We start from the raw sequence: 23102 nt of genomic DNA on the forward strand, positions 1-23102 counted from the left end.
ATCCGGTTCATCCGTCCACAATCCTGAAAATCCCATCCCCTTTGCCGTATCCTTTTCGTCGCTTTCGCCCTGTCCCCGGCAGCCCCCTGCCCGCCTGAACACCCCTCTGTCCCTTCCATCGCCCGCTTGGGCCCGTTGCTTCCACACGGATGCTCTTCCCTGGCACGTTTCTTGATACTTCATCCCAACAGACCAACCGGCCGCCCCCTGTGCGGCCCCCCACGCCAAACCAGGAGCAATCCTGGGACGGAAAACCACGGGCCCGGGACGGCAGGACACACCCTGCCGTATCCCGGGCAGCCGGGTTACCAGCCGCACAGGCGGCAAAGGAGAACACCATGAAAAAGATCACCCTTATCCCTGCCCTGCTTTGCTTGCTTGTTGTTTTGGCCCTTGGGTCAACCGCCAACGCCCGAATCGTTGCCATGAGCGATTCGGAGCTGGCTGAAATCACCGGTCAGGCGGGCTTTGCAACCATAGGAAAGTATGCGGGCTTTCAGCGGGACCTCTTCTCCAACGGCCTCCAGTTCGGAGCGAGCGCGGCCACAGCCGGTCTCCTTCAGGCAACCATTGAGGAGCACACCGGCAACGTCAGCGCCATCCGGGTTGCCGACGACGGCTCGTCCTACTCCTTTGACATCGAAAATCCAGGATTCACCGCTGAAAATTACCGAACCAGCCTTCTCCTCGGGAACCCCACAGGGACCGGCAACAGTCTGGGCACGATCTCCATGGAGTACATCCGGGTCACCACCCACGGGACGGTCCGGGTCACCGTCCGCTGACCGCAAGGCCTGACCTCAAGCCCGGCCAAAACGCCCCCCCCTGCCTTACACCCACGCCCCGAGGCAAAGGGGGGCCTCACCCCACCGGGAGTGCTCACGAGTGATTCTGCAGCCCGCCTTCCAAAACCTCCATTCCCCCTTCAAACAACACTTTCCTGGCCCATTCTTTCAAATCGCGCCATGTTGACACCGACCGGAAACTGCACTACATTGTCGTAAACAATGTTAGCAATTAAACACGACCAATTCCGGGGAGGTCACATGATAAACCGACAAACACTCATCCTGTTCCTGGCGATTCTCCTGCTTCCGGCCCTCTCCCGGGCCGACCAATTCTCCCCCATGGGCACGCGGTGGCCGGCAGGAGTAAAAAAAACACTTGTCGGCAATGACACCCACCTCTTCGGTGCCAACGGGGATACCCTGGCGGCGTATCCGAAGACAAACTTTGAAGACACCACAGACCCCGTCTCCATTCGCCTCAACGCGCCTGAGGGCATCGTCACCATTGATTACCTGGAGGTAGGAGAAAAAAAATACATCATCGCCGCCTGCGGAACCGGTGGATTGCAGGTCGTGGCCTTTGACGGCGCCTTCTCCCTGAACGAGAATTCCGTGGTCACCGAATCGGACTTTCCCCGAAAAAACACCACCGGACCGGCGGCCCTCAATATCAAGGGGGGCGTAGGTTTCCAGGCTTTCGGTGCCTATCTCATTGCCACCATGGACGCCAACTTCGGCTACCGTGTCTTTCAGTTTAAAGGCGATCTCACCCTGGATGAGGTGGCTCGTCAGGAACTCTCCCTTGCGGACTACACCATGCTGGTGGACATGGCACGGTGGAACAAAAGCACCGGCCACGACTGCATCCTCACCGTGACCCAAGGAAGAGAAATGGGTCTTATCGACATGGAGAAAGGCCTCCACAAGCAGTGGGAGATCAAAGGGTTGGGGAAACTGGTCTTCGACATCCCGAACCTGTCTTCCAACGCACTGCTCTACATGAGCACCCTCACCCTGCGGGTTTCAGGCGACACGGCCCATGTCATCGAAAACTCCATGGGAAATTACCTCTCATTCCACATACAAGATACCCCCCCTTACCTGTTTCAGACCTACCCTCCCTCCGGCTCGGACGGAGTGACCCTGGGCTACCCCATGGACCTGTCCTTAGGAGGGATCTATGGATGCATCACCACCCTTGCGGCCGAAAACAGCAACCCGCCCGGTGTTCAGGTGATGAGGCTCTCCGACAAATCCGTGGTGGGAACCCTTGCCCAGGAAGGAGCCGGGGCCCTGCATCAGGGCTCCCCCGACACGCTGTTTCTCATGGACATCCGAAGCGGCCTGTCCCAAATCGACCTCTCCGACCCGACAAACCCCAGCCAGGGCAACCATGTGGACACCCCCTTTGCCGTGGACAGGATCTTGATCAGGAATGACACCTTGCTTTTCGTGGACAACCTGAACAGCGCCTCAGCCGGATTCCGCGTCATGGATATCAACAACGCCACCCAGCCCACCTGTCTTTTTTTCGGCCCCACGGACGGCCAGGCCTGCGACCTTGCCGTGGATAACGACTTCTACCGTCTTTTCATCGCCGACAAAAGCGTGGGGGTCTGCTGCTACTCCATGAACAGCGCTTATATCTCTTCACCGGACGACCTGGACAACCCGGAAGCGCCGTCGCCCAAAGCGCCCCTTGAGCTGGAATCCCTGGCCATGGATCATCTCGACGGAGAGCCCCTGGCCGTTGCCGTCTCCACCAAAAACATCAATCAGGAAAACATCGACTTTCTCCACGTCCTCACCGACACGGGCAACCTCTTCTCCTTTCCCCTGCCCGTTCTTCCAAGTGTCCCCACGGTCCACAAAATCGCCATAGAAGATAAAATTCTTTTTACGGGGCTTCCCGGCACCCCGACGGCCATGGAGCCCTTTGGAACGGATTACCTCCTTGTGGCATGCGGCCCTCAGGGGTTCCAGATTGTGGACCTCTTCTCCGACCCGGATGATCCGGAAAAACTGTCCCACGGCATTGAGGCATCTTACACCCAGGGCCTTGCCAACACCGTCAGCGTATCGTCGGACGGCAGCCGCTATGCCTGTGTGGCCGATGATGCCGCAGGGATTGTCTCCCTGGACCTGTTTTCCAATCAAAACACCCCGGCTCTGATCACCCCGGCAAGGGAGGGTGGCTACTCCATGGGCACAGGCCACGTCATCGACCTCTTCTTTACGGACAACAACAACCTGTATGCTGTCACAGACCAGGCCACGGACAACCTCCTCATCCTGGACCTGTCCGACCCCGCAGCCCCGGGGCTGCTGTCCCGGGAGACCTCACCGGGCACCCCCAGGGCCGTTGTCGCGGCCACCACCGGGGGACTCAGTTCGGACAGCCCGGCCCTTCGCGCAGCCTACATCGCCGACGGACAGGGTGGCCTCACCATTCGCCAGACCACCGAAAACGACAACTCCCAGGAGCAGGTCTGGCACGACGATTCCTCCGGCTGCTTCATCCGTACCCTGAACTGACGAAACATTCCGGCCCTTCCGCAAGACAAGAGCATGTTTCTGAACCTGGTCATGATGTGGGCACCTTGTGATCGCATCACCGACACCATGCACGACAGGTGACCATGAACCGATCCCTTATGACAGTGCCCCTGCTTCTCCTTTGCGCATGGATCGGCCCCACGTCGCCCATGGCAGAACCCGTGCCCATCACCCTGCGGGCGTGCATTGAAAAAGCGCTGCCCTATGCCGAGGACATCAGGCTGGCCGAAGAGTCCCTTTATGCCGCGGAGCAGGACCGCCTTCGCGCCCGGTCCGTGCTGATCCCCACCGTAGAGCTCACCGGCCGACTGGACGGAAGCGACACGGAGATCCAAGGGGCCTACGCCCCGCCCAACCAGATCGAGGAGACTCGGTACGGTACCTTTGCCGGGCTGGGGTTCCAGTACAGCTTTTACATCAACGGACGGGAACTCATTGTCTACAAAGCCTCGGGCGAACTCGTTGAAAAGGCCGCCATGGACCTCACCGCCGCACGCCACGACTACATCCTCCAGGTGGCCGTCACCTTTGTGGGCGTCATCCGCAGCGAAAAAGGCGTGGCCATCGCCGATGCAAACCTGACCCGACTCATCTCCAACAGAGACGCGGTCGTGCGTCGCATCCAGGCCGGGCTCCTCACCCGCACCGAGCAATTTCGATCCGACGCCGAAGTCGCCGGAGGGCGGGCAGAACTCAAGGAGGCCCTGAACCAGCGTATCGTAAGCAGACGGGCTCTCCAGCGCCTGGTTCCCCTGCCGGACGATTTTCAACTTGAGCCGCCGGAAAAAATCCCGGCCCCGTCGGACCTCAGCCTTGAGGAGTGCGTGACTCTGGCCACCCAAAACCGCCCCGAACTCAAGTCCCTGGTCATCGCGTCCAGCGTAGCCGACAAAGAGGTGGCCGTGGCCAAAAGCACGTACTGGCCCAAACTCACCCTCGAAGGATCGGCCGGACGCACGGATAGCCGTGTGGACGGCAGCTACGACGACCTGAAGGCAGACTTCGACCTGGACACCACCCGGTACACGGCAAGCCTCACCCTCTCCCTTCCCCTGGTGGACGGCGGGCTCCGCAGGGCCGACGTCCGAAAAAGCCTCTCGGACAAGCGTTCCGTGGACTACAGGCTGGCCCGGAAAACCAAAGAGATCCGCCTGGCCGTGGAACGGGCCTGGTACGATCACAACACCGAATCACTAAGGGTCCGGGCCCTGGAAGAGAGCCTCACCTACGCCCGGCAGTTCCTGGATTCCGTCACCCGGCGGTTTGACGAAGGCCTTGCCGAGAGCCTGGATCTCATCGACGCCAACACACGGTTCGTGGAGGCAGAAAACCAGCTGGCCGATGCCCGGTTTGCCCTGCAGCTGGCCGCCATCCGCCTCCGGTACACCTCGGGGGTGCCCATGCTCCCCGTCCCGGCATCCCAAAGCGCCCCCAATGGCTGATGGCAAGGGCAAAGATGCCTCCGGCGGCCCTGCCGGGGGCCAAACTTTTGAAAAGTCTTAAGCTCCGACGAAGGCCTGCTTTTTAGCCTGGCTTTGACCATCTAAAGGCACTGCGGAAAGTGATCCTTTCGCTTTTTTATTTTCCATGCAGACACAGCAATGAAAGAGACGTGGAATGACCCCCAAACCACCCCACCCACCCTTTGCAAAAAAAGCCCTGGCGGCCTGTGCGGCCTGGTGGCCCGTGTTCCTTTTGTTTGTGGTTCTCCTGGGACTCTACATCACGGCGGCCATCAAGGCGGAAGCCGTGGCCAAGGCCCGCCGGGACCAGCGAAAAGAGGGCCAGCCACCCGTTAATGTGGTGACCCTGACCCTTGCGCCCACCGTCATCAGGGACCGCGTCACCCTCCCCGGCGAGGTCCGTGCCAATCAGGAACTCCTGGTGCCCTCGGAAGTCTCGGCCGTCCTTGTAAAAAAGACGCGTGAAGAAGGTGAGGCGGTCAAGGCGGGGGACATTCTGGCGCAGCTCGACACCTCCCGGTTTGCAGCCCGCCACCAGGCAGCCACGGCCTCTTTTGAATCAGCCCGCGCAACGGCCAGGCGCCTGACCAACCTCAACCGCACCAACCTTGCCACCCAGTCAGACCTGGACCAGGCCGAAGCGGCCCTGGAGGAGGCGCGAAGCGTTTTGACCGCCACCCGCCTGGACCTGGACAAGTGCCAAATCAAGGCCCCTTTTTCCGGGTACCTCGACGCCTACCTCATCGACAAAGGGGCCTTTGTCACCGCAGGGAGCCCCATCTGCAAACTGGTGGATCTCAACCCCGTGAAAATCCGCGTGGGCATTCCTGAATCCGATGTCCGCCACATCCGCACCATGGCCTCTTTTTCCGTTTCCATCGATGCGTTGAAGGGCACCACCATTTCTGGGGGACGCGTCCTGCGCCTTGCCAGGTCTGCTGGAAACATGGCCCGCCTCTACGATCTGGACCTGTTGTTTCCCAATGACGAGGGGCTTTTGATCCCCGACATGTTCGCCCGGGTGGACCTGGTGAAAAAAATTCGGGAAAAGGCCCTTGTGGTTCCCCTGTACGCCCTCATCACCCGAAAAGACGCCCAGGTGGTCTTTCTGGAACAGGAGGGCATTGCCACGGCCCGGGAGGTGACCACAGGGATTCAGGAAGGATGGATGGTGGAGGTGACCTCCGGCCTGGCGTCGGGAGACAAGGTCATCGTGGTGGGGCAGCGGTCGGTGAGCGAGGGCCGAAAGGTCAATGTGGTCCGCCGAGCCAATAAGGCCGGGGAGCTGCAGCCATGATCATCCCGGATACCGCCGTCAAGAACCGCATCAGTGTGCTGGTGCTGTCCGTGATCATCGTGCTGGTGGGCTGCTACGCCTACTCGGTGCTTCCACGGGAAGACGAGCCGGACATCACCATACCCTATGTCTTCGTCGCCACCGTCTACAAAGGCGTGGCATCGGCCGACATCGAGACCTCCGTCACCATCCCCATCGAAAAAAAACTCAAAGGCCTTGAAGGGGTGAAAAAAATCAGCTCGGTCAGCTCCGAGGGCCTGAGCGAAATCAACATCGAGTTCATTCCCGGCACCGACATCGACGACGTGCTCCGCAAGGTCAAGGACAAGGTGGACGAAGCCGAACGGGACCTGCCCTCGGACATGGAAGAGGACCCGTCTGTGTTCGAAGTCAATATCTCGGAATTGCCCATCGTGGTCTATTCTTTGAGCGGCCCCCAGGGCAGCACGGCTCTCAAACGGCTGGCAGACGACCTCCAGGAGGACATGGAATCGGTGGCAGGGGTTCTGGAAGTCACGGTCACCGGCGGCCAGGAACGGGAGATCCTCATCGAGGTGGACCCGGAAAAGCTCGCCTGGTATCACATCCCCATCTCTGATTTCTCCCTGGCCGTCACCCGGGAGAACACCAACACCTCGGGGGGCGCCGTCAACATGGGTGACGGACGATACCAGCTGAGGGTTCCCGGGGAGTTCGACTCGCCGGAAGAGATCATGGGCATCGTGGTCAAGGATCACGACGGCAGGCCCGTGTACCTGAAGGAGCTGGCCCGGGCCCTGGATACCTTCAAGGAGGAGGAGAGCAGGGCCCGGCTCAACGGCCACGAGGCCGTCAACATCTCCGTGAAAAAGCGCAGCGGAGAAAACGTCCTTGCCATCTGCGCGGAGCTGGACCGCATCGTGGCCCACCACCGCACGGGGTGGTCCGAAACCACCCGCATCACCAAGCTGATGAACAAGGAGAAGAACATTCGCCTGATGGTGGCGGACCTGGAGAACAACATCCTCTCCGGCCTCATTCTCGTGGTGGGTGTCCTCCTGTTTGTCCTGGGGTTCCGCAACGCCATCATCGTGGGCCTGGCCATCCCCCTTTCCATGCTCATCAGCTTCACCGTTCTCCATGTGCTGGGCATTACCCTGAACATGGTGGTGCTCTTCTCCCTGACCCTGGCCCTGGGCATGCTGGTGGACAACGCCATCGTCATCGTGGAGAACATCTACCGATTCATGGAACAGGGAGCCTCGCGCACCCAGGCCGCCATGATGGCCTCCTCTGAGGTGGCCTACCCGGTCATCGGCTCCACCCTCACCACCCTGGCCGCTTTTTTCCCCATGCTCTACTGGCCAGGGATCATGGGCGAGTTCATGCGCTACCTGCCCCTGACCCTCATCGTCACCCTCACGGCCAGCCTCTTTGTGGCCCTGGTCATCAACCCGGCCCTGGCCGCCTTTATCATGCGTGTCAAAACGCCCCCAGTCCCCACCGGTGAAGACCGGTTTTCACCGCCCCGACAGACCCCGATGGAGACACCGGTGGAAATCCGGGGAAGGCTCCTGGTGACCTATGCCGCCACCCTCCATGTGGCTTTAAAACACCGGGCCAAGGTGATCACCGGGGCTTTTCTCACCCTGTTCATCCTCTTTTACCTCTGGCTCCTGGCCGTGGGCATTGAAAAGCCCATGGAGTTCTTCCCGTCCGTGGACCCGCAGAACGTCTTTGTCAACATCGATCCCCCGGAAGGGGCCACCCTGGACTACTGCGACGGCATCGTGCGTGAAGTGGAGATGTGCATCGCCTCGGCATGCGGCGCGCGCCCCACGGATGACGCATACCGGGAGGCCATGTCCCTGCGGCAGCACACGGACCGAAAGGGCCGCACCTTCTCGGCCCCCAGCGACTTCAACAACATCGAGTACATCTACGCCAACAGCGTCCGCAGGTTCGGCAGCAACCTGTTTGCCCAGAACTCCCCCAACCACCTGGGCATCCAGTTCGTGGACTACGAGCACCGCACCCGGCCGTCCAAGGACGCCATCCCCCGGTTCCGGGAACGCGTCAAGCACATCGCCGGAGCCCGCGTCACCGTCAAAAAAGAGGAAGGAGGCCCCCCCACCGGCGCCCCGGTGAACATTGAAATCGCAGGGGATGACTTTGCCACCCTGGGCCGCCTCGCATCCGAGGTCCAGAACATCATCGCCACCATCCCGGGCATCGAAGATGTCCGGGACGATTACAGCTACAACATCCCCACCATTCGCATCCGCATCGATCGAAAGCGGGCGGCCCTCTTCGGCCTCTCCACCGGCGCCGTGGGAGCCGCCCTGAAAACCGCCTACAACGGCACCAAGGTCTCCACCTACCGGGAGGCCGGCGATGAGTACGACATCACCGTGCGCATGCCCGAGCACTTCCGAAACGCCCCGGAGACCCTGCACACCCTGCTGATCCCCGCCGAAGACGGCACCCTCATCCCCCTGTCCGCCCTCTCCCACATGCACTACACCGGGAGCTTGGGGGATATCACCCGCATCAACCACAACCGGGTGGTGACGGTCAAAGCCAACGTCGATGAACAGGTCAAGCCGGGGACCGTCCTGCGCAGCGAAGCCGAAGCCCTTCTCCGCACCTTTCCCCTGCCCGAAGGCTACACCCTCACCTTCACCGGGGAAAACGAAGAAGAGCAAAAGGCAAAAGCCTTTCTCTCCCGGGCCTTTATGCTGGCCATCCTCCTGATCTTCCTGATCCTCGTCACCCTCTTCAACTCCGTGGCACAGCCGGTCATCATCCTCACCTCGGTGATCCTCTCCTTCGGAGGGGTGTTTCTGGGCTTAGCCTTCATGGGCTACCCCTTCGGCATCATCATGAGCGGGGTGGGCGTCATCTCCCTGGCCGGGGTGGTGGTCAACAACGCCATCGTCCTCATCGACTACACCAACAAACTCCGGGAAAGCGGCATGGAGACCACCGAGGCCATCATCGCCGCCGGCGCCACACGCTTAAGGCCCGTCATGCTCACCGCCGTCACCACGGTCCTGGGCCTGATCCCCATGGTAACGGGCATCTCCATCAACTTTCGGGAGCGCACCATCTCCACCTTGAGCGAGACCTCCCAGTACTGGAAGTCCATGTCCGTTGTGGTCATCTTCGGCCTGGTCATCGCAACGGCCCTCACCCTGGTGGTGGTCCCCACCCTCTACAGCCTCCTGGCCACACGGCGGGACGACGAGCAGGCGGTTTAAAAAACAAAAAAAGGCCGCGGCAACACGCCGCGGCCCATAAAAAACGGAACCATTCAAAACATACCTCCGGCGGGTCGCTTTTTGAAAAAAGCTCCGCAAAAACGTTCCGGTCGCGTTTTTGTCGGGCGAAGCCCGAGCCGAAGGCCATTGCGCTTTGCCCTGAGGCACGAAGGGCAAAGCGCAATGGCAATAAGCTTTCGAGGTGGCTCACCTCGCCGCCGGAGGCAGCTTTTTAAAAATTGCTGGACAGATACCCTTCCAGCTCATCCAGCAGCTGGCCCTGCTCCTCGTCCAGGGAGACCTCGGCCCGCACCCGGGCAATCTCTTCCATGGCGGCGGCCGGTGTCAGGCGGGCATCGCCCCTGAAATCCACCATGGGGGGTTCCTCCCCTTGCGGATGGACCCGCGCCATGAAGGTTTCAAAGGCCTCGAACACCTCTTCATCGGAAAACTCAGGGTAATTTCGGAACAAAATACGGGTGGCAAGCTCCCGCACATGGCCGGGGGCCATGGCCTGCATGGCCTCGGCCATCGCATCGGGCCCGGCCCTGTGAAACTTGGCACACAAGGCCTCTTCGGCCTTGGAGAGGAACCCGTTCTGGTACAGGCAGGTGTCCGCATCCAGGTTGGGGATTTCGGGGTATCGAAACTCCCGGTGATGGCGGATGATCCGGGCAAACTCATCGGGGTGCGCTTTGAGCCAGGCGAGATTTTCTTCCACCTGTGCCAGGCGCTCGGGGGTGAGCCGTGACACAAAACGATCCAGGGGCGGCAGGATCACATTGGGCTCGCCCATTCGTTTCCGGATAACCCAGACGCGCTCTTCCACCGCCCCCTCCCCGTTGATGAGGGCTTCGTCGTCCAGCCGGAGCCAGAGGGTCTGGTTTTTGTACGGCAGAGACTCCCCGATTGCCAGCACCGGTGCCTGGTACGCCGCCTCGGCCCCGAACCGGCTGCCGGTCATGATCCCCCAGGCGTGCTGGCCCGCCGAGGACTCATGCCTTACCGGCAGCTTGGCCAGGCGAAGGGCGTCCTCCTTTTTGTTAAACGAGCCCGCCACATACTCCCACATCTTCCCCTCAGCCATAAAGCGCCGGGCCAGGGCCAGGGTCGCCTCCACATCCACCAGGGCGTCATGGGCCTGTCCCTCGGCCAGGGCATTGGCCTGGCTGAGTTTTTCAAGCTTCAGGGTGGACCGTCCGTCTTCCAGGCGGGGCCAGGTCAGCCCCTCGGGCTTATAGAGGTGGTACAATACGGTGATGGGCAAAAGGTCCATGCGGGAACACCCGTTGGCCCACTGATGGGTGTACGGGGGAAGCAGGTTGCGGTGAAAGGCGAAACGCAGGAATTCGTCGTCAAAGCCCAGGGTGTTGTAGCCCAGGGAAATGGTCCCTTCACGGTTCATCAGGGCGTGAATATGCCTCACCGCTTCGTATTCGCAGATTCCCTCCATGCATTTCTCAATGCCGATACGATGGGTGATGGTGGCCATGGGGGAAGGCACCACGTCGGGGCGAAGGGACACCACGATGTTGTAACGTTCCAGTTCCTTGAGGTGCATATCCGTGCGAATGGCAGCAAACTGAAGGATCTGGTCAAAGGATTTGTTCAGGCCGCTTGTTTCAAGATCGTAGAATAGATAGCTCTTCATGGAACGCCCCTTGGGATGAGTGGTCATGCGGTAATGAACAAAAGGGGACCAGGCCGGTTGTGCCTGCTCCCCTTTCGAATCGGCTGCGATGTTTTTTCATACACCGGGAGGCCCCCGATGTAAACCGGTATCGACGCTCCTTACCGGGCCAACGCATTTATAAATTCAGTTGCCTCCGGCGGGTCGCTTTTTGAAAAAAGCTCCGCAAAAACGTTCCGGTAGAACAAAAAAACAAGAGGGGTTATGGACGGTTGCGGCGCGCCCTAAAAAAACAAAACCTGTTTGTCAAACGTTTCAAACGTTTGGCCCCCGGCAGGGCCGCCGGAGGCGTCTTTGGGCTGAATCAGAATGTAATGCCCCGCATTAACCAGCCTCTTTGGCAAGGTCTTCTTCCCCCTGCCCCGTTTCACGGGCCGTGTTGACAATCCGGGTCAGCTCCGGCTCAAGGCCCAGGAACAGTTCGGCCAGCCAGGGGTCAAACTGCCGCCCGGCCCACTGGGAGATCTCGGCCAGGGAATCCGGAACAGACCAGGCCTTTTTGTAGGGCCGCTCAAAGACCAGGGCGTCGAACACATCACAGATACAGACAATGCGCCCGTACAACGGGATCTCCGGCCCCTTCAACCCCTTGGGGTAGCCTGTGCCGTCCCACCTCTCATGGTGGGTCAGGGCGATCTCCTCGGCCATGCACAGCAGTCGCGACCGGCTCCCGGAGAGAAGCTCGCCGCCGATTTCAGCGTGCCGTTTCATCACCACCCATTCGTCGTCGGTAAGGGCCCCGGGTTTCAGGAGGATGGCATCGGAAATCCCGATCTTACCGGCATCGTGCATGGTGCTGGCCAGGGCCACGAGCTCCACCTCGTCCTGGGGGAGCCCTGCTGCGCGCCCTAAAAGGCGACAATATTCGGAGATGCGATTCACATGGCGGCCCGTGCACTCGTCGCTGTACTCACAGGCAAGCCCCAGGCGGTTGATGATCTCAAGCTGGGTCTCCTCCAGCTCCCGGGTCCGTTCCCGCACCATGGCCTCCAGGGCGATGTTCTGCTGCCTCAGGGCCTCCTGGGCTGTCACCAGGGTGAGGTGCGTGCGCACGCGGGCCGTCACCTCAGCCATGTCAAAGGGCTTGGTGATGTAATCCACCGCCCCGAATTCAAACCCCCGGGTCTTGTCTTCCGGCCTGTCCAGGGCGGTGATGAAGATAACAGGAATCCCCGCCGTCTCCGGGGCCGCTTTGAGGCGCCTGCACACCTCAAACCCGTCGAGCTCGGGCATCAGGACATCCAGGAGGATCAAATCCACCGGGTGCTGCCGGACATACTCAAGGGCCCGCACACCGCTCATGGCCACGCCGAGCTTGAAGGAGTCCTTCAGAGCGTCGATGAGGATGTCGAGGTTGGCCCTGGTGTCGTCCACCAAAAGCACCCTGCACTGTTTCAAAGACTCAGCCATCGTTGGTACCTGCCGCCATGTCCCTTTTCAACTGGTTTCCGAGCTGCTTTAAGGTCCCGCCCGCCTTTTCAAAGCTGTACTCCCGGACTTCCTGCTCCAGGTTCCGGGCCAGGTGCTCGCTCTCAGGCCCCACCCCATGGAGGGAGAATCGATCCCGAATTTCATCAAACAACCGGCCGGACGTTACGGGGTCCAGCTCTTCAAGGCTTTTACCAAGTTTACGCAGCAACGTGAACATTTTTTCCGGGCCAGTGGCCTGCTGCATGGGATCCCACGGCTCCTCCCCGGACTCCAGCCCGGTCAGGAGATCGTGGGAGGACTCGGCCGCCTCACGAAGCGACTCCTCAAGGAAAAAGAGAAGCTCTCCGCATCGCTCCGTGTCGCGATCTGCAGCCGCCTCTTTCATGGACTCCGCCCAGGTGGCCACGTGAATGGCGCTGACCCTTCCGGCATCTTCCATGAGCCCCTGCAATCCGGCCGCCATCTCATCGAAGGCCTGTGCCTCAAGGTACTCCTTCAACAGAGCGCCTGTCTCCCCGTGGGTTTCAAGGAAGCGTGCCAGCATGTCGCCGTAGCGTCCCCACTGGCCCTCGGTCTGTTCCAGGCCCCGGGAGACATTGATGCCCGAGAGCATGTACTGGGTCCCCACGGATTCGGAGACGGTGTCATGGCGCCCGTCGGCAAGGGGGAAGGTCCCTCCGAGGCGGTTGATATTTCGTCTGATGGCCGCAAACAGTTCATTGCGGTCGATGGGCTTGGGCACGTAATCGTTCATCCCCGCGGCCAGGCAGCGTTCGCGGTCTCCGTACATGGCGTGGGCGGTCATGGCAATGATGGGCAGGTCCTCTTTGTGCAGCTTTTTGCGTATCTGCCGGGAGGCCTCCAGGCCGTCCATCTCCGGCATCTGCACATCCATGAGCACCGCGTCGAAATTGCTGTTCGTCCGGAGGAGGTTCAGGGCCTCCAGACCGTTTTCCGCCGTGGTGACGGAAATACCGGCGGACTTCAAAATCTCCATGGCCACCATCTGGTTGATGGCGTTGTCCTCCACCAGAAGCACGCTCAGCTCGGAAAACTCGTTGTCCGTAAGGAGCCCACGCCCCACGTGGGCTTGCCGTACGGCCTTGAACCCGAAGAGTTCCATGATGGTATCAAAGAGAATGGACTGTTTGATGGGCTTCATCAAAAAACCGTCGGCCCCGGCCTCCCTGGCCCGGTCCGCTTCCCGGTCCCTTCCGTACGCGCTGATACAGATCACGGACGGTGCATTGTCAGCCGACTCCTCTTTGATGCGGGACACGGCCTCGATTCCGTCCATGGCCGGCAGGTGGATGTCCATGATGATCAGGGCAAAAGGATCCTTGTCACGGCTGCGCCGGTAGAGGGTCAAGGCCGACTCTGCGGATGCGGCGATCTCCGTGCGGCACCCGAAGGTCGCCATGTATCGTTTGAGGATCATGAGGGTGGAAGGATTGTCGTCCACCACCAGGACCTTGTTGCCCTGAAGGTTCGGGGGAAGGGCCATCTCCGGGCTCCGGGCCGCATCGGGAAGAAGCCTGGCCTCCATGGTGAAGCAAAAGGTACTCCCCTTTCCGGGTTCGCTCTCCACCCAGATGTCGCCGCCCAGCATGTTGACGATTTTCCGGCAGATGGCAAGGCCCAGGCCGGTGCCCCCGTATTTGCGTGTGGTGGAGCCGTCTGCCTGGGCAAAGGCGTCAAACAGGGTCCCGGTTTTATCGGCATCAATGCCGATCCCCGTATCCCGCACCGAGAACTGAAGCTTGGTGGCCTTGGCGTCGAGGTACTGGGTTCGAACGGCCAGGCAGATCTCTCCGCGGTTGGTGAACTTAAAGGCGTTGGCCGTGAGGTTGGCCAGGACCTGCCGGAGGCGCAAGGGGTCGGAGATCACTTTTCTGGGCACATCATCGGCAATGTCGATGATCAGCTCCAGGTCCTTGTCCATGGTCTTTTCAAGGAACATGTCCGCCACCTCTTCAACGACGTCCCGAAGGGACATGGGGATGGTCTCCAGGTCGAGCTTTCCCGCATCGATCTTGGAAAAGTCCAGGATGTCGTTGATCAGCTCCAGAAGGGACCGGGAAGAGGACCGGACGATGTTGATGTACTCCTTCTGTTTAGACGAAAGGTCGGTGCCCAGGACAAGGTCGCACATGCCGATGATGGCGTTCATGGGCGTTCTGATCTCATGGCTCATGTTGGCCAGGAACTGGCTTTTGGCATGGCCCGATGCGTCGGCGGCCTCCTTGGCGATCTTGAGCTGTCTGTTGGCCTCCATCAGTTCGGCGGTACGCTCCCCCACCCGGCGTTCCAGCTGGTCGTGGGCGTCTTTCAAAGCCCTTTCCGCCTGTTTGCGAAGGGAGATGTCAATGACCGAAGCCACACTCCGGCCGGCCAGGGGATCGTAGTTCACCTCGGAAAAGACGTCGATGACCTCACCGTCTTTCCGGACAAGGCGAAACTCATACTCCCGCGGAGGCTCCTGGCCGTTTCGCACCCGTTGCTTGTGCTCGCTGCGCATGCGCTCCAGGTCACCGGCTTCCACGAACTCGATCCACCGCACCTTCCCTTCGATCTCGTGGCGCTTGAACCCCGTGATCTTTTCAAACCGTGCGTTGGCCTGGGAGATCACCAGATTGTCCTCAACAATGATGGCCCCTCCCCCGGTGTTTTCAAAAATGCTTCGGTATTTATGCTCACTCTGGGCCAGGGCCTCGGTACGGCGAATGGTCTCACGGCGGAAGATTTCGATGCGGAAAATGAATTTATAGACGTACCAGACAATGGCCATGCAGAACAGCAGGAGAAACGGTTCGGTGGGATGGAACCTGCCCAGGGCAAATCGAAGCCCCATGGTCAACGGGGCCATGACCAGGGTGGAGGCCGCCAGGAGCTTGAAGGCCCGGATGCCGTACTGAATAGCGTTGCCCACGATGACGATGACCGCATAGAGCATCAAAGGCGGCGGCAGGGTTGGATCGTAGAGCCAGACGACCCAGGCCAGCCCCAGGTCCGCAACCATGGTGGCGCGAATCAGCGACCAGTCGGCCCGTCGACGGCGCAGCAGAACAAACAAAAAGCCCTGGACGGCCACATAACCCAGGGCCACCATCAGGGCAAAGACAGGAGAGATCAGGGCCGGGGGAGAGACCACAACCCCGTATACGGCCCAGAAAAAAAGGAGGGAGGCACGAATGACATACTGGAGCACCGGAACGGGTCTTTTGCGCCCCCATTGGGTCACGGTTGGGTCGAGGTCGTTGTGTTTTCTATGCATGCCGTCAGCCGGGCCCCGGATTTGGGCCGATACGGCCCGTTAACATTGTTTACCCATACTAACACAAAAATAGTCAAATTTTCAAAAAAAACTCGGCATTATCCAATTTCGCCCCGTTGTCAAAACGACAATACCCCAAAAGCTGAACATATCCCTTACCCAGGAAAGGCATATCGCTTGAGTCAAAACATGCCATATCTACCTTTTCTTTTTCCGCCATGTCGAACACTTGCGGACGCGCCGCCATCAGAAAACGGCGTCCCCCGGCCGCATGGCAACCCGAAACCCAAGGTTGCTGTACCGAAGGCCCTCCTGAACGATCCGCCGGTAATCCAGGGTGCATTTATCCGGCCCCTGGTTCCAGCTGCCGCCACGAATCACCTTGCCGCGAGCCCCCATGTCCCTGTCCTTGAAACAGCCCACCGCGTCGCGGCACCACTCCTGGACATTGCCGCACATGTCGTAAAGTCCGTTGGCATTGGGGCTTTTTTCCGCCACAGGATGGGTGGTAAACTCACTGTTTCCCAGGTGCCAGCCCAGGCTGTCCATGGAATCGCCCCCTGCGTACCGGGCCTGTTCATCGCCCCCCCGGGCAGCATAAAGCCACTCCCCTTCTGTGGGGATGAAAAAATGGCGCTCCCCCCTGTAAGCATCGGTGAGGCGTTTGCAGAATGCGTCGACGTCCTTCCAGGAGACCATCTCAACGGGCTGATCGGGCCGCCGCGGAAAATGGGAAGGGTCCGTGCCCATGACCCGGCGCCACTGGGCCTGGGTCACCGGATGAATCCCCAGGTAAAAACCGGGGATCTCTTCGGACCAGTGGTGCCTGGTGTCCCGGAGGGCCAGGGTGCCGCTCGGGATCCAGTTCATGGCCAGGGACGTGGCCTGCTCCACCCACACCTCGGGGACCACGGGCGTTACCGATGCCACCGAAGAGAGGGTGTGCCTCTGTTTCCGGGGTTCGGGCTTTACGGGTTCCTGTGTGGCGGGCTCCCGGGGTGCGCCCTTCAGCAGGTCCCCCACATCGGCAAAGGATGCGGGCCGATCGTCCCGCTCAAAGGCAAGGCAACGCATGACGGCATCCATCAGGACCTGGGGAAGATCCCGCCTGGAAAAGGTTACGCCCTCCTCCTGCACCTTGCCCACCCGATCGATGAAATCCGCCTCTTCAAAGGGGAGGTGCCCCTCGCAAAGGTAATAGATCACCAGCCCCAGGGAGTAGACCCCGGAAAGCACATCCGGTTTTTCCCCCCGCAGGATCAATTCGGGGGCCGACCAGTTGGGGGTAAACTGGGCACCGCCCAGGGCAGAGGAGACGGAACTGACGCGCTTGAGGCCCCCCAGGTCACCCATGAGCAACCGCCCGGTGTCGTCCACAAGGATATTGGAGGGTTTGAAATCGGTGAGGAGAAAGGTCTCTCCGCTGGCCCGGCTCAACCGGTCCATCATGGCGGCAAGGGCTGCGGCATGGTCCGAGATGGCCTCCGCAGGCAGGGGGTGCTCACGAAGCACAAGGTCCTGGAGGTTTTCCCGACACAAGGTCATGAGAATCACCAGAAAGGCCTGGGCATAACCGCTTGCGATGCGCTTGTCCACAAGGTGAAAGTCATGGATGGTCACCACGTCCGGGCCTTTGACTTTTTCGTAGTAGCTGCAAACGGCGTGAAAATCACGGGAAACCTTGGAATCGAGATCGGTATCGTTCCGAAACAGGATGGAGCGCTCCACGTGGATGGGAACCACCTTGACGGCCCGTTCCTTGAACCTGTCCCTGGCATGGTAAACGGAACCGTGGATACCCTGACCCAATTCGCCGACAATCTCATAGGTGGGGAGGCACTTTTCTATCACCTCTTTCATGTTATCGATCATGGCGCCCCCGCCGGTTCATCCTCAATGGTCCTGTCTCCCTGACTCCGCCCCGAAACGACATCATGCCACCACCCGGGCGATAATAAAGGTGGTGTTGTCCTTTAACGTCTTGCGTTTGAGATCCACGCTCAGCCTGGCGACACCGGTGATGGGGCGGGGCCCCAGGACCGTCTCCATGGCCGGGTCTTCAATCAAATCGGTGACCCCGTCGCTGCAGAGGATATAGGTGTCGTCCGCCCTGACATCCAGCACCTTGTAATGCACCCTGGTATGGCCCCAGAGTTCACTGAAAGCCGACCCTACACCAAAACTGACGACATTGCGATAAGGATGCGAAAAAGCCTCGGCTTCCGTGATGGCGCCTTTATCCACAAGGCTCTGCACGTAAGAGTGATCGTGGGAGCATCGCTGAAGTTCACCGTCCCGCATCAGGTAAACCCGGCTGTCCCCTGCATTGAACACCACGGCCTGATCCGGGGTGAGTACCACCCCTGCGATGGTGGTGCCGCTGTTGACGGGGAGTTCCCCTTCGGCGGCGGTCTGGATCATGTTCAACAGGACATCGAGCCCTTCTGCCGACAGGGTGTCGTGGCTCAGAGACCGGTTGAATTCATCAAGGACAAACCGGCTGCAGACATCTCCGGCCGCATGGCCTCCCATGCCGTCGCAAACACAGAGGGTCACATAGGCGCCCTCCTCCTCGGTCTCAAGGTCCAGGCTGGGCTGCTGGTACACACGGGTTCCCACGAGCACCGCGTCTTCCTGGTTGCCCCTGGGGCCGATGTCCATCACGGTTCGGACCTCCACCTTCATCCGGTTGTTCAATCGGCTCTCCCGACTCATCCAAAGGTCCTTTTCTTCAGCCCGGTCCAAGCCCCTCTGGATCGGTTGGTTTTTGCCCTTCCCGCCTTGAAATACCGGGATACTCAACCCCCACCGTTTTTGATGGAATTTTAAACGGAGATATGCCACTATGGCGCCAAACGGACAGCAACCAGCCAGGACTCACGCGACGGGTTTGCGAGCAAGGCGACACCCCGAGAATTGCAGGTTGGCTTTATATATAAGATCAACATGGGAAATGTGGCAAGAACTATTATGAACGAAGAAAACACAGCCGATATCTACAAAAGCCGGACCCAGATAAAGAAGGAGTCCGAGGAGCTTCAGAAACTCGGAGAACGCCTCATCAAACTCACTCCTGGCCAGCTGAAACACGTCGACATTCCCGACGAGCTGAGGAAAGCCGTTGAAGATGCGCGACACATCTCCGCACGCAAAGCGGCCCACCGCAACCGCCAGTTCATCGGAGCCCTCATGCGTGAGTGCGACCCCGAGCCTGTCCGGGAGGCACTGGACAAGCTGGAGGCGGGCCTCACACTCTCGGGAAACACCACCGCCGAGCCCGCGAAAGAGACGCCCTGGGTGGAGGCCATCCTTGAAAGCGACGGCGCCATCGAGGAGTTCCTCGAAAAATTCCCCTCGGCCGACCGCCAGCGTCTCCGAATGCTGAGGAGAAATGCCATCAAAAAACAGGGCAGCGCACCCCGGGGAAAAGAGTTCAAGGCCCTGGCGGCGTGTATCCGTGACACCCTCACGGCATCCTGAGCCCACCCCGTCAAACACCGCGTGTTTTCCTTAAGAGAACACCCTCTCTCAAGCCGCCCCTAATAACTTAATATGTGAGCATATCCTAAACCATATGCTCACATGTCAATTCCTCTCTTCAAATTGCTCCCATAGCGAAAACAACGCCAACCTTAAAAAATCTATTGTAAAACTCTTCTCTTCGTGGTTATTTAAGAGTAATTATTTTATTACCTATGCATCACAAGACATAGGCATTCTTCACAACACCTAACCACCATACTCACCCCAACGAGTGACCCTTGAATGATGTAGATTTTTAATAAGGAGATTTGGTTTTGGTTACTGGAAAAGTAAAATGGTTCAGCGACAAGAAAGGATTTGGATTCATTGAATTAGACGGCGGCTCAGACGTCTTTGTTCACTTCACCGAGATCACCATGGAAGGCTTCAAAACACTGACCGAGGGCGACCTCGTCAATTTTGAAATCATAGAGACCGACAAGGGCCCGAGTGCCCGCAATGTGGTCAAAGCCTGACACTCCCCCCTTCTGAAAAAATCACCCGACCGGCCGGCGTCGGGCCTTCCCCGACGCCGAACCGGATTATCACTCGCCCCCGTCGAACAGACAGAAGCGCCTTCGTCCCTTAAATAAAACCACGGCCGCCGCGGGTACCAGCATGGCCACGTCGCGAAAGACCGTCCCCCAGCCGGTGGTCTCCTCACCGCCGGAGCCGAAACACCCGCAATCAAAGGTATACCCCCGCGCAATGTTGGCCACAAGGGCCACCAGAAACATCAGGAGCAACCCTGAAATAACCCCCGCCGATGAGACGGGCCACACCCCGGCAAGAAGCGTGCCCCCCGCCAGCACCTCAATCCAGGGCAACACGATGGCCGTGATGTTGACCAGCTCCCCCGGAAGGATCCCGTAGCCAAAGACGGTCTTGGCAAATCCGTACGGGTCCGCAATTTTCTGCGCCCCTGCGTAGATAAACAACCCGCCAAGCACCCACCGGCACAGAAGCTCTGCGATCTCCAGAAAGGCGGCTGTCCGCCCCGAGGTTTCACCCATGCCTGTCATCGCCCCTCCTCCACCGGCAAACCGGCCGCCGACCAGGCCGGGAGCCCGTCGGCAAATATGCGCACATCCGTGTAACCCAGCTCCCTCAACATCGTTGCCAGCCGGTGGCTCTCATCACACAGCCGCCCCGAGCAATAGGTGACAAGCCGGGTCTCAAAGGGATACGCATCGATAAAATCAAACAGCAGGGCATCGAACTCATACACGGAAAGGGTAACCGCACCCTTGATATGCCCCTCCAGATAGCTTTGGGTGTTTCGGGCATCCACAAAGACAACCCCATCCTCCCAGAGCCCGCGGGCTTCGCCCACGGTCTGGACGATGAGGTCCTGCTCATCCGATTCCGGCGCCGGGGTCACCACCCCCACCTCGGCGTTCCACTGCCCCACAAGGGGAATCCCTTCAGGGGCAAGGGCATTCCACACCAGGGCAACACAGGCCGAAACAACCAGCAGCACAGCCATTCGAATCAGGTACCTCATGGCGCCTCACTCCCCCGGTCGGCCCGGGCCAGAGCCTTCCACTCATCCTTCAACGTGAAGAGTCGGGCCTTCTTTGCTTCGGTCACCCGGGCCTGGGACGTTTTCAGTCCGCGCGCCACCGCCTCGTCATGGGGAAACCGACAGAGAAGAAGCGCATAGGCATCGCGCGCCTCCTCCACATGCCCCTGTGCCAGGTAGAGATCGGCCAGGGTCCGCGTCATCACTGGTTCGCTCACTCTGCAGTATCCTTTCCGTGAAATTTCACGACGATTTCATCTTCCGCCACCATGCCCAGCTCTTTTCGTGCGATGAACTCCAGGTACGCCGGGTCATGGTTCAGGCGCCTGATCTCCTTTTCCAGATTACGGTTCTCTTCGGCGATGCTCCGGTTCTCGGTCCGCCGGTCCGCAAGCTCCTTCTGCCTCTTGTTGAGGTCGAGAAAGCCCCACTGCATAAACACCAGGGGAACCAGCAGCGCGATCAGCACCAGCGCAAGCCCACCGCAGACAATCTTTTCCCTGCCTCCCACTAACGCCCCCTTTTCCTGTTGATGATCTGTTGAACCGTTATCAGCTCAGGGCTCTTGAGCAAACGGGCCGCCCCGAAATAGAGAACAACCCCGGCCACAACCCCGAAGGCCGTTGAGACAGCCGCCGAAACAAAGGTGTATCCCCCGTCGGGCGCCAGCCACACGAGCCCCTGCCACACCGCCACGCCCATGGCCAGGGAGGCTGCGCCGCTCCGGGCCACCGACACCAGGATGGACCCATAGTCTAATTGAACCATTCCCCGTTTGACCAGCAGAAAGACCAGGAGGAGAAAATTGGCCATGGACGAAAGGGACACAGCAAGGGCCAGACCGCGATGGGCCATGGGGCCCATGAGAAGGCAACTCAGGGCGATGTTCATGGCAATGGCTGCCACAGCCACCTGAACCGGGGTGCGGGTGTCTTTGAACGCATAGTAAAGGGGAACCGTCACCCGCACGCAGGAGATGGCCCAGAGCCCCACCGCATAATAAAGCAGGGCATCGGCCGTCAGGGCGACAGCCGCGGCGTCAAAGGCCCCCCGACCGAAAAGAAGGGCGATGAGGGGATGCCTCAGCACCACCAGCCCCGCCGTGGCGGGAAGGGTAATAAACAGGGTAAAGCGCAACCCGAAGCTGAAGGTCTCGGCCACCCCGGCAAGATCCTTGTCGGCCATCTGGCGGGAGAGGGACGGCAGCACAGCCGTTCCGATGGAGATGGCAAACACCCCCAGGGGAAACTGCACCAGGCGATCTGCGTAATACAGACCGGTGATGCTCCCGGTATCCAGAAGGGAGGCCAGCATGGTGCCGATGAACATGTTCACCTGATACACCGCAGCCCCGAAGACCGCGGGCAGCATCAGGCGCCCCACCGTACCCAGGGCAGGATGCCACACAGGACCCGGCTTAAACACATGAAAGCCCCGTCGCCACAGGACCGGCACCTGCATACCCAGCTGGAGCAGCCCCCCCAGAAGCACCCCCCAGGCCAAAAAGATCACGCGCGTCTCTCCGTCCGTCGTCACCACCCCGCCCACCACAAGGGAGGCGATCATGGCAAGGTTCAGGGCCACCGGGGCCAGGGCCGGGGCCGCAAAATGGCCCAGCACGTTAAGAATCCCCATGCACAGAGCCACAAGACAGATAAACACCACATAGGGAAACATGATCCGGGAGAGAAGCACGGTGAGCTCAAACTTGGCGGGGTCTCCTTTAAAGCCTGCGGCGATGGCCGAGACGATCCATGGGGACGCCAGCACGCCGATCACCGCCACCACCGCCAGAATCAGGGAGAGCAGGCGCAGGGCGGCCCCGGCCATGCGATAGGCCTCCTGGCGGCCGTCCCGGCTCAGGGTCTCGGTAAACACCGGGACAAAGGAGATGCTCAACGAGCCCTCGGCAAACAGGCGCCTCAGCATATTGGGTATGCGAAACGCGGCGATGAAAGCGTCGGCCAGGGGGCCCGCTCCGAAATAATAAGCGGTTACCATATCCCTGACATACCCGAAAACCCGGCTGAGCAGCGTGGCGCTCCCGACAATACCCGCAGCCCGGGTAACCTTTCCTTTTTCCGACATACGTTCCGATCCGGTTTGAAATAAGCGTAAGAGAGAAACATCCTGTGACAGGTCGCGGAGACCCTGACCTATCATTTAGTCCAAACCCCCTTGCCATGGCAACCCCTATAAAGCGCCCGTAAGCCGCCCATCAGCCACTTTTTCCCTTGACACCCCCCATCAAACACTATAATTTTACCAAGTTAAATCACTGTCGGTTCCGTAACCCATGGACAGGAAAGGACATTCCTCC

Annotated in this window: 18 protein-coding genes and 1 riboswitch; of the genes, 7 read left to right on the forward strand and 11 right to left on the reverse strand. The window is 59.9% G+C overall.

Features of this window, described 5'->3' with window-relative positions; all coding sequences use genetic code 11:
* Positions 1-213: 213 nt before the first annotated feature.
* Positions 214-313, forward strand: a riboswitch (cyclic di-GMP riboswitch).
* Between the two features lie 25 nt (positions 314-338).
* The 5 genes from MSL71_RS14490 to MSL71_RS14510 all read left to right on the forward strand — a co-directional run bounded on the left by MSL71_RS14490 (position 339) and on the right by MSL71_RS14510 (position 9343).
* Positions 339-785, forward strand: a complete 447-nt coding sequence (locus MSL71_RS14490; RefSeq protein WP_180141575.1) for a hypothetical protein — start codon at positions 339-341, stop codon at positions 783-785.
* 261 nt (positions 786-1046) lie between these two features.
* Positions 1047-3323 (forward strand): LVIVD repeat-containing protein, encoded by a 2277-nt coding sequence (locus MSL71_RS14495; RefSeq protein ID WP_180141576.1) that lies wholly within the window; start codon positions 1047-1049, stop codon positions 3321-3323.
* A 104-nt stretch (positions 3324-3427) separates the two neighbouring features.
* A complete protein-coding gene (locus MSL71_RS14500) occupies positions 3428-4786 on the forward strand; it encodes a TolC family protein (RefSeq protein WP_180141578.1) in 1359 nt (452 codons plus the stop codon).
* A 175-nt stretch (positions 4787-4961) separates the two neighbouring features.
* Positions 4962-6104, forward strand: a complete 1143-nt coding sequence (locus MSL71_RS14505) for an efflux RND transporter periplasmic adaptor subunit (protein ID WP_180141580.1) — start codon at positions 4962-4964, stop codon at positions 6102-6104.
* On the forward strand, positions 6101-9343 hold the full coding sequence (locus MSL71_RS14510; RefSeq protein ID WP_180141583.1) for an efflux RND transporter permease subunit: 3243 nt from the start codon (positions 6101-6103) through the stop codon (positions 9341-9343). The genes MSL71_RS14505 and MSL71_RS14510 overlap by 4 nt, the downstream gene beginning before the upstream one ends.
* Before the next feature lie 232 nt (positions 9344-9575).
* On the opposite strand, the gene MSL71_RS14515 is transcribed toward MSL71_RS14510, so the two are convergent.
* From MSL71_RS14515 to MSL71_RS14540, 6 genes are all read right to left on the reverse strand, one after another.
* On the reverse strand, positions 9576-10994 hold the full coding sequence (locus MSL71_RS14515; RefSeq protein ID WP_180141585.1) for an exodeoxyribonuclease I: 1419 nt from the start codon (positions 10992-10994) through the stop codon (positions 9576-9578).
* Between the two features lie 363 nt (positions 10995-11357).
* On the reverse strand, positions 11358-12443 hold the full coding sequence (locus MSL71_RS14520) for an HD-GYP domain-containing protein (protein ID WP_218951043.1): 1086 nt from the start codon (positions 12441-12443) through the stop codon (positions 11358-11360).
* A complete protein-coding gene (locus MSL71_RS14525) occupies positions 12436-15738 on the reverse strand; it encodes a hybrid sensor histidine kinase/response regulator (protein WP_180141587.1) in 3303 nt (1100 codons plus the stop codon). Before MSL71_RS14525 ends, MSL71_RS14520 begins: the two co-directional genes overlap by 8 nt.
* A gap of 73 nt (positions 15739-15811) precedes the next feature.
* Entirely contained in the window at positions 15812-15985 is a 174-nt protein-coding gene (locus tag MSL71_RS14530) for a hypothetical protein (RefSeq protein WP_180141588.1), read from the reverse strand.
* Positions 15985-17610 carry an SUMF1/EgtB/PvdO family nonheme iron enzyme gene (locus MSL71_RS14535; protein WP_180141590.1) on the reverse strand — a complete coding sequence of 542 codons (1626 nt, stop codon included), beginning with the start codon at positions 17608-17610 and terminating at the stop codon, positions 15985-15987. Before MSL71_RS14535 ends, MSL71_RS14530 begins: the two co-directional genes overlap by 1 nt.
* 60 nt (positions 17611-17670) lie before the next feature.
* Positions 17671-18453, reverse strand: a complete 783-nt coding sequence (locus MSL71_RS14540; RefSeq protein WP_180141592.1) for a PP2C family protein-serine/threonine phosphatase — start codon at positions 18451-18453, stop codon at positions 17671-17673.
* A 255-nt stretch (positions 18454-18708) separates the two neighbouring features.
* Between MSL71_RS14540 and yjgA the strand changes: the two genes are divergently transcribed.
* Together yjgA and MSL71_RS14550 are read left to right on the forward strand one after the other, a co-directional pair.
* Positions 18709-19218 (forward strand): ribosome biogenesis factor YjgA, encoded by a 510-nt coding sequence (yjgA, locus tag MSL71_RS14545; protein ID WP_180141594.1) that lies wholly within the window; start codon positions 18709-18711, stop codon positions 19216-19218.
* 317 nt (positions 19219-19535) lie between these two features.
* Entirely contained in the window at positions 19536-19736 is a 201-nt protein-coding gene (locus MSL71_RS14550) for a cold-shock protein (RefSeq protein WP_180141596.1), read from the forward strand.
* Between the two features lie 69 nt (positions 19737-19805).
* On the opposite strand, the gene MSL71_RS14555 is transcribed toward MSL71_RS14550, so the two are convergent.
* From MSL71_RS14555 to murJ, 5 genes are read right to left on the reverse strand one after another with little or no spacing between them, the layout of a single operon-like run.
* Entirely contained in the window at positions 19806-20282 is a 477-nt protein-coding gene (locus MSL71_RS14555) for a MauE/DoxX family redox-associated membrane protein (protein WP_180141598.1), read from the reverse strand.
* Positions 20279-20764 (reverse strand): rhodanese-like domain-containing protein, encoded by a 486-nt coding sequence (locus MSL71_RS14560; protein ID WP_180141600.1) that lies wholly within the window; start codon positions 20762-20764, stop codon positions 20279-20281. Before MSL71_RS14560 ends, MSL71_RS14555 begins: the two co-directional genes overlap by 4 nt.
* Complete coding sequence (locus MSL71_RS14565) at positions 20761-21000, reverse strand: tetratricopeptide repeat protein (protein ID WP_180141602.1); 240 nt, start codon at positions 20998-21000, stop codon at positions 20761-20763. The genes MSL71_RS14560 and MSL71_RS14565 overlap by 4 nt, the downstream gene beginning before the upstream one ends.
* A complete protein-coding gene (locus MSL71_RS14570) occupies positions 20997-21293 on the reverse strand; it encodes an FtsB family cell division protein (RefSeq protein WP_180141604.1) in 297 nt (98 codons plus the stop codon). The genes MSL71_RS14565 and MSL71_RS14570 overlap by 4 nt, the downstream gene beginning before the upstream one ends.
* Entirely contained in the window at positions 21293-22870 is a 1578-nt protein-coding gene (gene murJ, locus MSL71_RS14575) for a murein biosynthesis integral membrane protein MurJ (protein ID WP_180141606.1), read from the reverse strand. The genes MSL71_RS14570 and murJ overlap by 1 nt, the downstream gene beginning before the upstream one ends.
* Positions 22871-23102 lie beyond the last annotated feature (232 nt).

Source organism: Desulfoluna butyratoxydans (genome assembly GCF_900699765.1).
Taxonomy (GTDB): Bacteria; Desulfobacterota; Desulfobacteria; order Desulfobacterales; family Desulfolunaceae; genus Desulfoluna; species Desulfoluna butyratoxydans.

Bases quoted from the DNA above. Each gene is read 5' to 3' on its own strand.
- MSL71_RS14490 (WP_180141575.1), top strand. From the start codon at position 339: ATGAAAAAGATCACCCTTATCCCTGCCCTGCTTTGCTTGCTTGTTGTT.
- MSL71_RS14495 (WP_180141576.1), top strand. From the start codon at position 1,047: ATGATAAACCGACAAACACTCATCCTGTTCCTGGCGATTCTCCTGCTT.
- MSL71_RS14500 (WP_180141578.1), top strand. From the start codon at position 3,428: ATGAACCGATCCCTTATGACAGTGCCCCTGCTTCTCCTTTGCGCATGG.
- MSL71_RS14505 (WP_180141580.1), top strand. From the start codon at position 4,962: ATGACCCCCAAACCACCCCACCCACCCTTTGCAAAAAAAGCCCTGGCG.
- MSL71_RS14510 (WP_180141583.1), top strand. From the start codon at position 6,101: ATGATCATCCCGGATACCGCCGTCAAGAACCGCATCAGTGTGCTGGTG.
- MSL71_RS14515 (WP_180141585.1), bottom strand. From the start codon at position 10,994: ATGAAGAGCTATCTATTCTACGATCTTGAAACAAGCGGCCTGAACAAA.
- MSL71_RS14520 (WP_218951043.1), bottom strand. From the start codon at position 12,443: ATGGCTGAGTCTTTGAAACAGTGCAGGGTGCTTTTGGTGGACGACACC.
- MSL71_RS14525 (WP_180141587.1), bottom strand. From the start codon at position 15,738: ATGCATAGAAAACACAACGACCTCGACCCAACCGTGACCCAATGGGGG.
- MSL71_RS14530 (WP_180141588.1), bottom strand. From the start codon at position 15,985: ATGGCGGCGCGTCCGCAAGTGTTCGACATGGCGGAAAAAGAAAAGGTA.
- MSL71_RS14535 (WP_180141590.1), bottom strand. From the start codon at position 17,610: ATGATCGATAACATGAAAGAGGTGATAGAAAAGTGCCTCCCCACCTAT.
- MSL71_RS14540 (WP_180141592.1), bottom strand. From the start codon at position 18,453: ATGAGTCGGGAGAGCCGATTGAACAACCGGATGAAGGTGGAGGTCCGA.
- yjgA (WP_180141594.1), top strand. From the start codon at position 18,709: ATGAACGAAGAAAACACAGCCGATATCTACAAAAGCCGGACCCAGATA.
- MSL71_RS14555 (WP_180141598.1), bottom strand. From the start codon at position 20,282: ATGACAGGCATGGGTGAAACCTCGGGGCGGACAGCCGCCTTTCTGGAG.
- MSL71_RS14560 (WP_180141600.1), bottom strand. From the start codon at position 20,764: ATGAGGTACCTGATTCGAATGGCTGTGCTGCTGGTTGTTTCGGCCTGT.
- murJ (WP_180141606.1), bottom strand. From the start codon at position 22,870: ATGTCGGAAAAAGGAAAGGTTACCCGGGCTGCGGGTATTGTCGGGAGC.